At 34.4% G+C, this 13111-nt stretch carries 12 protein-coding genes and 1 other RNA gene; 1 reads left to right on the plus strand and 12 read right to left on the minus strand.

What is annotated here, in order from left to right:
• Positions 1-534: 534 nt before the first annotated feature.
• From B1R93_RS11665 to B1R93_RS11710, 9 genes are all read right to left on the minus strand, one after another.
• Positions 535-1302: a DUF1829 domain-containing protein gene (locus B1R93_RS11665; protein WP_165763794.1), complete on the minus strand. Its 768-nt coding sequence runs from the start codon at positions 1300-1302 to the stop codon at positions 535-537.
• A 16-nt stretch (positions 1303-1318) separates the two neighbouring features.
• Positions 1319-1801, minus strand: coding sequence for a DUF6978 family protein (locus B1R93_RS11670; RefSeq protein ID WP_133058638.1), 483 nt, complete (start codon positions 1799-1801; stop codon positions 1319-1321).
• A gap of 537 nt (positions 1802-2338) precedes the next feature.
• The gene (locus B1R93_RS23675) at positions 2339-2863 is read right to left on the minus strand and encodes a CBO0543 family protein (RefSeq protein WP_088104134.1); all 525 of its coding nucleotides are present in this window, start codon (positions 2861-2863) and stop codon (positions 2339-2341) included.
• A 340-nt stretch (positions 2864-3203) separates the two neighbouring features.
• Complete coding sequence (locus B1R93_RS11680) at positions 3204-3767, minus strand: hypothetical protein (protein WP_088104135.1); 564 nt, start codon at positions 3765-3767, stop codon at positions 3204-3206.
• Between the two features lie 370 nt (positions 3768-4137).
• On the minus strand, positions 4138-4569 hold the full coding sequence (locus tag B1R93_RS11685) for a hypothetical protein (RefSeq protein WP_088104136.1): 432 nt from the start codon (positions 4567-4569) through the stop codon (positions 4138-4140).
• 142 nt (positions 4570-4711) lie between these two features.
• Positions 4712-5245 carry an ATP-binding protein gene (locus tag B1R93_RS11690; protein WP_088104137.1) on the minus strand — a complete coding sequence of 178 codons (534 nt, stop codon included), beginning with the start codon at positions 5243-5245 and terminating at the stop codon, positions 4712-4714.
• Positions 5246-5430: 185 nt separating this feature from the next.
• Positions 5431-5850, minus strand: a complete 420-nt coding sequence (locus B1R93_RS11695) for a VOC family protein (protein WP_088104138.1) — start codon at positions 5848-5850, stop codon at positions 5431-5433.
• Between the two features lie 276 nt (positions 5851-6126).
• A complete protein-coding gene (locus tag B1R93_RS11700) occupies positions 6127-6696 on the minus strand; it encodes a histidine phosphatase family protein (protein WP_165763795.1) in 570 nt (189 codons plus the stop codon).
• 956 nt (positions 6697-7652) lie between these two features.
• Positions 7653-8090, minus strand: coding sequence for a hypothetical protein (locus tag B1R93_RS11710; RefSeq protein WP_088104141.1), 438 nt, complete (start codon positions 8088-8090; stop codon positions 7653-7655).
• A 180-nt stretch (positions 8091-8270) separates the two neighbouring features.
• On the opposite strand from B1R93_RS11710, the gene B1R93_RS11715 reads away from it, so the two are divergent.
• The gene (locus B1R93_RS11715) at positions 8271-9545 is read left to right on the plus strand and encodes an IS110 family RNA-guided transposase (RefSeq protein ID WP_088104142.1); all 1275 of its coding nucleotides are present in this window, start codon (positions 8271-8273) and stop codon (positions 9543-9545) included.
• Positions 9546-10652: 1107 nt separating this feature from the next.
• On the opposite strand, the gene ssrA is transcribed toward B1R93_RS11715, so the two are convergent.
• The 3 genes from ssrA to B1R93_RS11730 form a co-directional block, all read right to left on the minus strand.
• Positions 10653-11012, minus strand: a transfer-messenger RNA (tmRNA) gene (gene ssrA / locus B1R93_RS11720).
• Positions 11013-11098: 86 nt separating this feature from the next.
• The gene (gene smpB, locus B1R93_RS11725) at positions 11099-11566 is read right to left on the minus strand and encodes an SsrA-binding protein SmpB (RefSeq protein WP_088104143.1); all 468 of its coding nucleotides are present in this window, start codon (positions 11564-11566) and stop codon (positions 11099-11101) included.
• Positions 11567-11625: 59 nt separating this feature from the next.
• Positions 11626-12825 (minus strand): MFS transporter, encoded by a 1200-nt coding sequence (locus B1R93_RS11730; protein WP_088104144.1) that lies wholly within the window; start codon positions 12823-12825, stop codon positions 11626-11628.
• Between the last annotated feature and the right edge of the window lie 286 nt (positions 12826-13111).

Here is a 13111-nt window from a genome sequence, read left to right on the forward strand (position 1 = left end):
TTTTGTTATTGTTCTTCTTGAAATAAGCGCCAGATAGTTGAACATCATTACCGCATGATATACAATTAACTTGTTCGTGCTCTGAGCTCAGCGTTACCCCTGGGCGTGGACGAGGAGCTAGGTGCAACTCCTGGGTTTGCAACGAAGTTAATTACTTGGACAATTATTCTTTTATTGGGGCTTTTTAGTTCAATTCTTTCACAGGGGGCGATAGGTATGAACTACTTTTTATTAATGGTGGATATTATAGCAAAGAGTTTTCAGGCTTATCTTATTAGCAAATTAGCAGGTACTCCTCTGATCTGAGAGCGCGAACAAATACTAGAAAACCCCTTGGAGTTGGAAAGAGCTTTCTAGGTTTATAGTTTTACTAATCTATTTACTACAAAGTTTTTTCTTTAATTGCTTTACCATTTTGTTACTCTAAATAAATACCATACACATAATTATTGAATATTAAGAATGATAATAATAATTTCTATAGACATAATAAAAACCAGTTAAAAATAGTATGTATAATTACAAGGCTATTTTTTAACTGGTTTTTATTTCTTCTACCCATTCATCCCTGTTGGACCATGGTAGTACCTTTATATCATAATTCTCAAGCGACTGAACAAATTTATCCGAAATAACTACATTGGAATCATTAGCCAATACATAAAATCCGTGATCACTTTTGGTTTCTTGTACATCTATAAAGGCTAACAATGGATCCTTATATGATTCTGAAGTAGGATTATTAATGGCTTTTATTAATTTTGGGTTCACCTTTTTCGTTCTCGGTAGAGCAAAATCAAATGTCTGACTTCTTCCCGATTTCCCTATAAAACTTGCGGACTCATTGAAAAACACATCATTATCTAAAAAGTATCGGGCTATATCCTCAGTAAAAAAGCTAATTACTCTATTTCGAGAGGTGAGAAGCATATCGGAAACTCTCATAATGCATTGAATGAGCCTTTGTTGTTTTTCTGGATATTCGTTTAAATTATTGAAGGTTACATACAGTTCTAAAGATGAACTATCGAAATTAATGCCAAAGATGTTTAATGTCATATTAAAAAATTGATTCCTTTTTGAAGATTTTTTCACATCAACACCTAAGTCAATTAATTCATCGATTATATATCCATCATCTGACAGCTTGTACCCATTTGATTCTTTTGAACAAAAGAGGCTTATATAGTCATGGTTCATATCAACAAACGGAGTAACAATTTCAACAAATCCATCATTTTTTTCAAATTTCAACTTCTGTTGTGTCCACTCTAAGTATTCCTGCTTTAATTGGTCTATCAATTTGGACACCTCCATTTCACAAAAGGGTTACTTGATAATTATAATTATATTCATTAATATTTCCAACATTACATCTTTCTAAAAATGACTTTAAAACTATTGCTAAATCTTCCAGTTCATCATCTGTTAAAAACATCTTAGCATAATTATGATTTAAAGGATATGCTATACTTTGTCCATAATTAGGGTCAGCAATATGTATATGGGGACAAGGAACTTCTTGATTCGCCAATGGAAAATTACCTGGTGGGTTTGGATGTGTTCTTCCTATTAAGTCCAATCTTAGTAAAGGATAATCTTTATGTTGTTGTTCTCTTAATTGAAATGTACATTTTGGTTTTTTATGACCACTTCTATTTAAATCGACTACAAACAAATAACTACTACTCTTTAATTCAATTTTGTCTTTATTACCCGGGTTTGGTATGACGATATCTTTCTCTTCATTTATAATCATTTTTAAAGAATTTATCAGTTCTTGAATTTGTTCAAATTCCACAAACGTTTTCCTCCTAATACCTTTATTAAATAGTCTACTAAAAAATAAATTAACAGTTTTTTGATTGATGTCCTTCTTCATATCACCAGGAGAATTTTCTCCAATTAACATATACGAATAAAAGTATTGCCACCTTCCGCCCTTCCATATTATACCTATATTTAATATTGAGGTCATCATTTTCTAGTATTATAGTTTTGAGAACTTGTTGATCTAAACATACTGCTCCAACATTTAAGAAAAATATAGAATGACAGATTTATCAAAATAATAATAATATTTTATCACAAATTGCTATTAACTTATACTTAGCTTTCCTCAACAACCTTTAAATAACAACTGCTTTTTACTTTGAATAATTCTTTCACAAATAGAAGTTATTTGTTGCGCAGTATAGGTCAAATACGAAAGGCGATTACTATGAAAGCAATCGTCTCTTTAGAGGGTTATTCATTTACCAGTATGGTTGTACTATGCAGCAAATGAAACTAACATTTCGTCTTTCTTATTAAACATAAGCCTCCGTTACTTCAAGAGTTATTTCATTTTATCAAGAGGAAGCTCAAACTGAGTCAAAATGAAAATTAAAACTATTCCTGATATAATCCAAGCTAATAGTGGCTTTTTATAATGAATGGGAAATATGATAAACATAAAAATAACAAATAAAACTGAATGCCACATATTCCAACTATTGTGATGAGAAATTAAACCGATGTAAAGATTGATATATTCAACTGAAAGGTATAACATTACCCAAAAAACAAAATAGAATATTCTTTTTTTCCATTTGTTTGTCTTAAAAAAATATCCAAGATAAATCAGAATGGTCACGGGGTAGCAAACAAACATAATAATTAACGAGATAGTTGTATGATTAAGAAATGGTAAAGGAAATACGTTTTCTTGAAAATGCCAAAATTGATGATTATAAGTTAAAAAATTATGTAGTAAGTCACTTAAAATAAAGAAGAGTATTGTAGGGTAATACTTCTCCCAATTTCTCCAATCACCCCAACGCCAACCACCCAATAAAAATAAAGCATTATAAATGATATGCACGTTATTTCATTCCTTATGTAATTTGTCATGTATATAGCACACAGTTGTAGTTTTTACATTATTTGCAATTTAAATTCTCTAATACATTAAAAAATTGTTCTCTTGAAGTAATCCTGCCCGTTAGCCATCTATGGAGCGCTGCTCCACCACAGAAAATGAGAGAACATATTTCATTCTCTCATGGTAGTTTAAGTGTACCACTTCACATACTTATATAAATTTTAACATAAATATCCAGTTAAAAACTTAGCATTTATTCAATAATCCTAATACATAAAAAGCCAACAGATCACTGTTGACTTCAACCCATTTTATTTTTAAAGCACCATTACTTAAAATACTATTTTGCGTTATTTACGCTTCCTCTAATGAACTTTGTAAACCAAAAAGAAATAAATACTATTACCACATCGATGAGGAAAAGGTAAATTTGATTCATCCCTTTATTAAATTCTAGCATTCCCAAATGGGCTTCTAAGCTTGCGAAGCCAAATGCAAACACTGCGCTTAATATTAGAGTATAGAAATAGAAGTTTTTCTTATTATTAGTACAATATTGATAAACAAGTAAGAAGCCTACTGGGAGTGCAGAGGCAGTCATATTTAGTGCCATCGGTAATACTGGTGTAAGAAAATATGTGTGAACAAAATAGCCATACCTTTCGAGCACAATATCAATATATGTCCAAAGCATATGAACCGTATATCCAAAGAAAAACAACTCAAACATTCTTTTTCTATCCACTGTAAAGTAGAGCAAGACTAAGGGAAGTAGCAATAAAGAAACTACGATCCAAAATTGCCATGTTCCCATGTTGGAGTAAGTACTCCAATAAGAAGATATTATCGAATTTAATTCATCACTCTTTTCATATATCTGTTCCCAATACTCCCTGTATTCCATAAATGCCCTCCTGAACCCATCGACAATTATATCTTATTATTAACATTTCCATAATTAGGACGTTAATACAGGGAATAATTTACTTTTTTCAAAAAAACCCTGCTTTCACAAAGTCACCGAAAGTAAAATGATTTTACTGCACAGTATGGGTCTTTTATTAAAAGTCAAGTAAATGATTAATACCTTTTATATTGTAATTAATTTATAAAATGTCTCACATTATAAAGGGCAAAAGAAGAAGGATAGGAGAGCAGTGAATACATCTGCTTTACCTATCCTTTTTTGTACTACAAATGACCTCATTTACCACAACAACAGAGTTGGATGTTGTTGAGCTAACGCTCCCGTTAACTGAATAAGAAACTAAATGTTAATGATACCTGAACCAAACAAACCATCCTTGTTCTTTACTTTTTGCGACAAAGATTTGCCCTTCTAAAGCACTTGCACTTATCCCTTCAAACTTTGGGAAATATAATCTTACTAGCCAAGATTTATTTGCAATTTCTTCTCCGCAAAAATTTTTTGCCATTCCATAATAACTCTCATCCTTAGCATTTCCCACAGTATTAGGAAATGGCACAGCAGTGATAACTTTCCACTGTGTATACATTTCAGCCAATTCTCCGGTTTCATAAGTAAGAGGGACTAAAGTTTCTAAAGCTTTAAGGATTTCATCTCTATCCTCAATATTGGTGTCCTCTAACTCATTTAAATTAGGACATTTTGCTGGTTGTGCATTTACAACCATTGGAACAAAAAGGAATAAACAAAAGAAAATTAGTATACAAAGTTTTCTCATAAGAACTTCACCTCTGTAACTAATTTTCACTAACTTTCAATAAATATTTATTTTTCTTGTTTAATTTTCCTGCACCGTTAGTCGAATAACTTCTGTAAAAAAACCGCTAACCTTTATTGAATCAACGCACCCTTTAGTTCAATTAGTATTTAAGATAATCTAAGACAATATCAACTCTTTCATTGACTGAATAATCCCCTTCAATTTTTAATATTGGACAAGATAAGTCTGCCATCCAATGCTCGTGTAAAGTTTTACTTCTAACTTCAATTCCCGCACTATCATATAAAGAAGCCCACTCTAAAAATGTTTTTGATTGTTCATATTTGCTACCACCAGCTAATATTTCATTTCCATAACGTTGAAATTCCCTTTGCTTTAGCCTTTTAAGCCTTATATCTTGTGGAATCCATAAGAATATAACAAGGTCAAAATAACTTTTAAAGTTATTACCCCAACCACACACTGCACCAGAAAGAATCCAGTTTTCATTATGTGATAAATCTTTTTCAAGCATCCTTCTTCTTTCAGGTACTTCTCTTTGTTTAGTAAACTTCGTTGTCCAAAAGTAATCATCGGTATCAAGATATGTATGAGGCAAAACATTTGATAATGAAGAACCAAGTGTTGAAGTTCCAGCCCCTGATGCTCCCATTATGTGAATTTTTTCTTTCATTGTTCTCCTCCTTGGGTACTTTTTCGTAACATAAAACACTGTGCTTCTCCCACTCTTCTGCCCGCTACTTGAATAATTGCACTTCAATTTTAACATTAATTTCCTTTTGTGTGTTCATACAAAAAGCCTCCCTGTTTCTTACAGGAAAGCTACCCGTTAGCACCATAAGAGATAATAGTCTTTGATTATTGTGAGATTAAATATTTTTCTTTGAAAATTGGACTCAGTTCACTCCATACATCAAACTTATTATTATCTAAGTCATAAAAAATAAAATTTCTGCCAGAGTGTCCTCTATTTTCAATGTCTCCAACTCTTATCTCATTCTCAATAAAATCCTTATGAACTGCTTCCAGAGCATCTAATCCATTCACTTCAAAAGTTAAAGAAAAACGTTCTTGACCATAAATATCTATGAAATTAGAACTTTGATTTTCATTTGATTTAACTAAAAAAATACTTTGGTTAGCAAGATTTAAAATCGCTTTGTCTTCATCTTTATAATTTAACTCCGCACCTAATTTATTTACATACCAATCAGATGAGATTTCTACATTGGTTACTGGAATATAAGTAGTTCCAATCCTCAATAATTTTTCACTCATATTTAAAACTCCTCCCAATTTTTGATAATTAAAAACAATTCTCTCTTTTTGGACATTTCTCCTTCTAACCTTCTATTTCTTATTCTGATTTATTTAAACTACTTCTTCTTGAAGTAAACTGCCCTTATATAGCAAAGCGATCAGCTGTAGCTGACCGCATCTTCTTGTTGTGCATTCGCCCCCGTTACTTTAAGTGGATTATTTCACAATATTAAATGGAAAAAAGGCGTGGCTATTTTTAGCTAAGCCAATGTTAACTGAAATATGTACCAATTACTAAATAACTACTTTATGCCAACGCGCATCTCCTAAGAAATGTTCACGAGTTACCGATTCATCCAAATACTGACGGTAAGAAGTAATTGTTCCATCGTGGGAAACAATATAAATCTTATCTTTGTTGAAGTTTCTGCACCAATCAATAAACTGTTTTGCCAAATCTGTAAATTCATCTTCGGAAATGGTATTAATACCTCGTTTCCAGTGGATTGCTTCAACATCTGCCATTTTTAGCTGGGGAAATTCTTGTTCAATATCTTCTTTGGATAATGTTTGGTCACAACCATAAGCCTTGTCTTGTGTTAATAACGGAAACATACGAGGGCCAACTAGTGGATGAACTACTCTTTGACATGGCACATCACTTGTCCAGATTAAGGCTGTTTGTATCGTACGTCGAAGGGGACTTATTATAAATAAGTCATCTGATGAAACTGGAAAGATTTCTTTCAGATTAGTCGCTTGCCATTTTCCAATATCGGTTAGTGAAGGGTCTTTTATTTGCAAACTCGCTGGTGGTCTTGAAACGTGTTCTCCCTGTGCGTGACGTAAAAAATATATCTCCATATCTTCATTACCACCCCTCAAAAAAAATAAGTAAATCAAAGGACATAACATATTTTATATAACTAATATGTTATGTCCTTTCCTGTTCAACTAATGCCCCCGTTACTTTAAGTACATTCTTTCACAAAGTTAGTTCATCGAGTGCTCAATATCGTTGTACTAAGCAGTAAAATCAACTTCTAATTTTACTAATTTTTGTTATAATTAAAATAAAAAAAGGGGCACAATGTCTAAACTATTTTTACATACATCGTTTTTTACACTAATCTATTTCATAATCTGGGTAGGAGTAGAATCTATACACATAAAAGTTGTTCTAAGTATTATTGGTCTAACTTTTATACCCCAGGTAAGAAAAAAACTTTACAAAACTCCACTCGTAATTAGAAAAAGTAAAGTTGCACTTTATACTTCTTTCTTTTTTACCTTTTTTTTGTTCATTCTGATCTTAATAACAAAATCTAATATTAATTCCACAGCTTTTACTGTCATTATTCTTATATTTTTGTATAGCCTGTTAGGAAGCTTGATTTATGGAATACCTGTTTCGTTATTCTCAGATTTAATAACAGCAAATGTTAAGAAATATCGTTTCTACCTTTCTTTTTTAGTTCATATTGGATTTGGATTGCTTTCTTTCTTTTTTCTTGGTTCACTAATGATTTTAGCTACTTTCATTGCATTATTATTTTTCCTTATAGATGAATTTATAAGAAAAAAAGAATATACCCATTTTAAAATGTAAATTAACTTTAAACTGCATTTCATGTGGTATTTTTTCGCAGTATGTGTCTTTCATTAAAAGTAAATATAATCTAAAATGTCAGACATTATGATGGGCAAAAGAATTAGGATAGGAGAGCAGTGAAAAAATCTGCTATACCTATCCTTATTTGTACAACAAATCCTTATTTACCACAACAACTTAGTTGGGTTTTGTTGAACTAACGCTCCCGTTAGTTTAATAAAGAAGCAGTATTAAGAGACGCGTTTAATTCATTTTCTAACTTTTGATAATCTAAACTCCAGTAATAACCATTGCTACCCTGAACAATGTTTTCTCCCATCGTAAATAGATTACCACCATAAGTAGTGTTATCTTTTGTTCGGATAAGAACTTTTGTGTAATCACCAGAAGTGTTTATTGAATAGGAGTCAGAAACCTCCACTTTTGAGTGTTTTTTCATTGTTGAAATTCCCTTCGCAATCGCTAACACAGTCTCTTTATCAGTAATCAAATAAGATGTATTTTCAGTTTGAACTATTACATCTTTAATGTCTTTTTTGGCGAGGTTAAATCCCCATATTGATATATGAGTTTGCTGGTAAAAAACAAATGATAAAATTACTATTAAACTGATAGAAATTAAAATACTCCAACCCTTTTTGTTCATGAACTCGACTCTCCTTTTTATAAATACGTCTTACATTATTTTAAACCCTCTTGTTCAACTCTTCTGCTCCGTTAGCATTCCTGTAGTGCGCTATTTTCAACTTTGAAAAAAATAGAGCTCCTCAGTAAGATATGAGTATAGATACCACTCTAAAACTCAAATCTAAGGAGGAACTCTTATATGAAGTTTAAAATGCAAGACAAACAAAATCAACTAATAGAAAGAATTTCCGATAAACATCTCGTTGTTGGTGTTGATATTGCCCAACAAACACATGTCGCCCGAGCTGTGAATTATCGTGGTATTGTGGTTGGTGATCCTTTACCTTTTGAAAATGACGAAGATGGTTTTGCCAGGTTACTAGATTGGATAATACAGCTTAAAAACACCAAAGGTCTTGATACAGAAATCGTTGGTATGGAACCTACAGGGCATTATTGGTTAAACTTATCAGAATGGCTTTACGAACAAGATATTGATGTTGTGACAGTTAATCCCCACCTTGTTAAAAAGAATAAAGAAAATAGAGATAATACTCAGTCCAAAAGTGATAAAAAAGACGCTCTAGTTATTGCTGATATGGTGAAGAATGGATACTATTCCTTTATTCGTCCAACTACAGAGGCTTTCGAAAAACTGAGAGTACTGATGTCTAATCGAGATACAGTAGTAAAACGATTTGTCAGTGCTGCGAACCAAATCAATCGTTGGGTTGATATTATTTTTCCTGAACTTAGACAAGTTTTTAAAGACGTGAAAGGCAAAGGAGCACTCGCTACTCTCCGTTTATTCCCTACACCGAAAGAATTACGTTCGATGGAAGCCATCGATATTGTTAATGAGTGGAGAACCGTGATGAAGCGTCAACCTGGTATTAAAAAAGCTCAAGCCCTCATTCAACTAGCCAAGAATTCTGTTGGTAATGATAAAGCACACGATGCATATAAATTGCACTTAAAACAATTACTTGAGGAATTTGATCTCGCTACAACCCAACTCGAAATAGTAGAAAAAGAAGTATCTGAAGCGCTTGAAAGCATTACTTTCACCGATAAACTGCTTGGTATTAAGGGGTTAACAGAAATAACGTTAGGTGGCATCTTAGGTGAAACCGGTGATTTAAGTCAGTTCTCACATGGCAATTCTCTGTTACGACATGCGGGTTTACATCTAGTCGAAGCAAGCTCCGGTAAATGGAAAGGACAAATTGTCCTGTCTAAGAGAGGAAGATCTCGTCTAAGGCGATTTTTGTACCTAGCGACATTGAGTCTGGTGATGAATAACCCTGAGTTTAAAGAACTTCATGCCCAGAATGTCAAAGTAAAAAAGATGAAAAAAATGAAATCTATTATGAAACTGATTGGCAAGTTTGCAAGAATGATAGTAGGAATTGCCCGACGTAATGAACCCTATAGTCCAGAAAAAGTACAACCCTTAACACCTTTAGCAGCCTAACTTAATTGCCTTAAAACTGAACAAATCAAACAGCAAGAGTTACTTTATTGAATGTTGGCCTATTCGTAGGATCTCAAAGAAAGCACGGAGTACTGGAATACTTAAACAAAAGGGCACAGACCCATTCCGTTAGCAAAACCGGCCTCCACCCCTTGGATAGGCATAACGAAGGAATGAGAGGGCATTAGACCCGTTGAGACATGGGAGGGATAGCCTCCAGGGGCGGCGTGGAGAATGCGCGCATCATATGGAAAAAAATGGAGTTTCTATTCACTCCTCTATTCCCACATGCCTTCATGTAGCCTTTATTATCAATACTCATTCCACTTACCCGTCTTTGTTCTTACAAGTGGTTTGAAATCCTGCGAATAAGCGAGTATTTAAGAGATATATTTATCTAACTGAGGGAGTTTAAGTGAAGAACTTCACAATAACACAAATAACCATACTAAAATCATACCAGATGATAACAAATTATTGTTCAGATTTCCCATAATTATGACAATTGTTGCTGCGCAGTAAGAGTCTACTGTTCAGCAAATAATCTGTTGTTCTCGTTTTTCTCTTTAAAATTATCTACCTTTATTAATATCAGTATGAACAGTAATAATAAATTAGTAATATGAACAATTTTTAAATTATAGATTCACAAGAAAAAAGTGAAAGGTTCCAAATCAATTTTCTCAAATTCGAATATTAAATAAAATCATTATAATTAGTGTACTAAGATCATTACTCTAAAAAAGATTTAAAATAAGCAAAAATAAAAATGCACACAATAACTTGTTTGCATTACTCCATTTAATAATTAAGTTATACGTTACTTTAAATACTAAAATCCAATTAAGTTTCAAGCATAAAATTTCATTAAGTATTTTCAAGCGTAAGCTTACGTTTTACGAAAACATATTGTTGAATTCACACACTTTTCTGCCTCCATAGCTTAAGCATATTCTCACAACAACAAAAAAGTACCTTCTCAGGTACCTTTATGTAATAAAATTTGAAGCATATTTTTGCCTAGAGTTTTTTGAAGCATATCGTTGCCAAAACGGCAAGTTTATGGTTCAAGTCACACCTATGCAGTCAGGTGGTTCACGGTGATTTTGGTGGAGACGGTGGGAATCGAACCCACGTCCAAAGATAACGATACTTACGCTTCTACGAGTGTAGTCACTGTATTAGCAATTCGCTAACACCTCGGCCCAGCGACAGGCTTCCGTGCAGCTAGTCTGATTGTTCTCTTCCTTCACCCTCAGACGGAGGGTAACCGGCGTAGCCCACTTAGAGTGAGTCCCAGTCCCTACCACATGGGCGATGGAGGGTGGAACCGCAAAGCGCTATTAAGCTGCTAGTGCGAAGTTTTGTTCTTGTTTGCCAGTTATAGGCTTTGGCGTTTTAACGAGGCCGACCCCCTCGACTCGCGACGTAAGCTCGACCTATCCCTGTCGAATCCAAAACGTCCCCGTATGAAATTAAAAAAGAAGCACCAGAGATATTCCACTCTGGACTTCTTATTATAGCACACTGAGTAGCAGATGCAACTGGTGGATTTATCCTTTCAGACGTTCCTTTAAAGCACGCTCGACTTCACGTTTGGCATCTTTCCGTTTCAAAGTCTCACGCTTATCAAAGTTCTTTTTCCCTTTGGCGAGCCCTATTAACACTTTCGCAAAGCCGTTTTTAATATAGACTTTTAACGGCACAAGTGCGTAGCCTTTTTGCTGTGTTTGGCCGATGAGTTGATTGATTTGCTTCTTATGCAGCAATAGCTTCCGTGCCCTGGTTGGGTCATGATTGTAACGATTTCCTTGCTCGTATTCGCTAATATGAGCGTTGTGCAGAAACACTTCGCCGTTTGATATTTTCGCAAAGGAATCTTTTAAATTCATGCGCCCAGCTCGCATTGATTTAATTTCCGTCCCCTTTAACATAATTCCCGCTTCATATGTTTCTTCTATAAAATAATCATGTCCTGCTTTTTTATTTTGTGCGATTACTTTCCCTTCAGTTCCAGCCATCGTCGACACCCTCTTGTATTGATCTATTCCTTAATCATAGCAAACTTACAAGGATAGCGTCAATTTACATCAAGCTGTTGTTGTCGTCGAATTGCGACATTTTCCTGCTGGTCAAAATGGCGTTTGTTAAAAATTAAACAGATAAGTGCGAGTGTGGATAATAAAAGGAAGCCAAGTAGATAGGTCCCAAACGTATCCTTAATAATCCCAAGGAAAATAGGTGGGAAGAAGCCACCAAGACCTCCCGCTGCACCTACAACACCCGTAACTGCACCAGTATTGACAGGGAACAATTGTGGAACAAGCTTAAACACAGCCCCGTTTCCAACCCCTGCAGAAGCTGCGACTAACATACAAGCCACTGTCATGACTACTATGTTATGCATTCCGAAACCTATCGCTAAGCCACCAAGTGAAATTCCGCTAAACACAAACGTTAACACTGTACCTGCACCAATTTTATCCCCTAAATAGCCACCGAGTGGACGAATTAACGTTGCTAACACGATAAAGCCCGCACTTCTTAGTCCTGCATCTACGGCATTTAGTTGAAATAAGTCCATTAATAATGTCGGTAAATAAATACCAAAGGCGACAAAGGCCCCGAACGTTACAAAGTAAAACAATGATAAAATCCAGCTATTTTTATATTTTAAAATTGAAAGAGCTGAGAATAAACTTTTCTTTTCACCAAACTCTGGTGAATCCGGCGTGAAGCTCCAAATTAAGATTGCCATTACGACCATGGGAATGATTAATAGTAAAAATGTTGCCTGCAGCCCTAGGAGAACAGCTAATGTCGGAAGAAGAAACCCAGCAACAGCTGTACCAATATTTCCTGTTGCATTAATGCCTAATGCCGTTCCTTGCTTTTCCTTCGCAGTCCATTTTGACACGAATGTAACCGAAGCCGCAAAAGACGTACCTGGAATCCCTAATAATAATGCCCATAACAGTAATGAAGGAAACGTGTTCGCCAAACTAATTCCTACAAGTGGAATCGTTGAAATGAGTAATAAAACAGTAAAAACTCTCCGACCGCCGAACCTGTCTGTTAAAATCCCTAAAGGAATCCGCAAAATCGCCCCTAACAAAACAGGAAGCGCGACGAGAATACTTTTTTCTGTTGACGATAAACCGTACAGTTTTTCAAAATGTGATATTAATGGCGATAAAGAAGCCCATGCCGTAAACGTAACAGCCATCGCTATCGTTGTCAAAATCAGGATTCGCCTACTTACTTTCTTATGATTCTCCATACTCTCCACCCCAAAGTTGTATTTTGTATATCGTTTTAGGTTAGAAAACCTATCTCAAAATACGCTACATCTTGTTTAGAATACCAAATGGTTGGAAATAGGAGGTGTATTGTGTCAACTATCCTAACACGGTTTTTCTAATAAAAGTAAAAAGAGAGGGCACTGAAAAAGGATGGGTTTCCCTTTTTCAGTACCCTTTAGGTAATGTGCGGAGCCGTTGCCTGGTTTTGAAAGCCCTGCCATGAGTGGTTTTCTCATAGCAGGGCGAGCAACATGTGGAGCCATT

The sequence above is a fragment of the Halalkalibacter urbisdiaboli genome (assembly GCF_002156385.1).
Taxonomy (GTDB): Bacteria; Bacillota; Bacilli; order Bacillales; family Bacillaceae_D; genus Halalkalibacter_A; species Halalkalibacter_A urbisdiaboli.

Excerpts from the sequence above, each read along its gene's own strand:
- B1R93_RS11680 (WP_088104135.1), bottom strand. The coding sequence starts at position 3,767 with ATGGAATACAGGGAGTATTGGGAACAGATATATGAAAAGAGTGATGAA.
- B1R93_RS11685 (WP_088104136.1), bottom strand. The coding sequence starts at position 4,569 with ATGAGAAAACTTTGTATACTAATTTTCTTTTGTTTATTCCTTTTTGTT.
- B1R93_RS11690 (WP_088104137.1), bottom strand. The coding sequence starts at position 5,245 with ATGAAAGAAAAAATTCACATAATGGGAGCATCAGGGGCTGGAACTTCA.
- B1R93_RS11695 (WP_088104138.1), bottom strand. The coding sequence starts at position 5,850 with ATGAGTGAAAAATTATTGAGGATTGGAACTACTTATATTCCAGTAACC.
- B1R93_RS11700 (WP_165763795.1), bottom strand. The coding sequence starts at position 6,696 with ATGGAGATATATTTTTTACGTCACGCACAGGGAGAACACGTTTCAAGA.
- B1R93_RS11710 (WP_088104141.1), bottom strand. The coding sequence starts at position 8,090 with ATGAACAAAAAGGGTTGGAGTATTTTAATTTCTATCAGTTTAATAGTA.
- B1R93_RS11715 (WP_088104142.1), top strand. The coding sequence starts at position 8,271 with ATGAAGTTTAAAATGCAAGACAAACAAAATCAACTAATAGAAAGAATT.
- smpB (WP_088104143.1), bottom strand. The coding sequence starts at position 11,566 with ATGGCTGGAACTGAAGGGAAAGTAATCGCACAAAATAAAAAAGCAGGA.
- B1R93_RS11730 (WP_088104144.1), bottom strand. The coding sequence starts at position 12,825 with ATGGAGAATCATAAGAAAGTAAGTAGGCGAATCCTGATTTTGACAACG.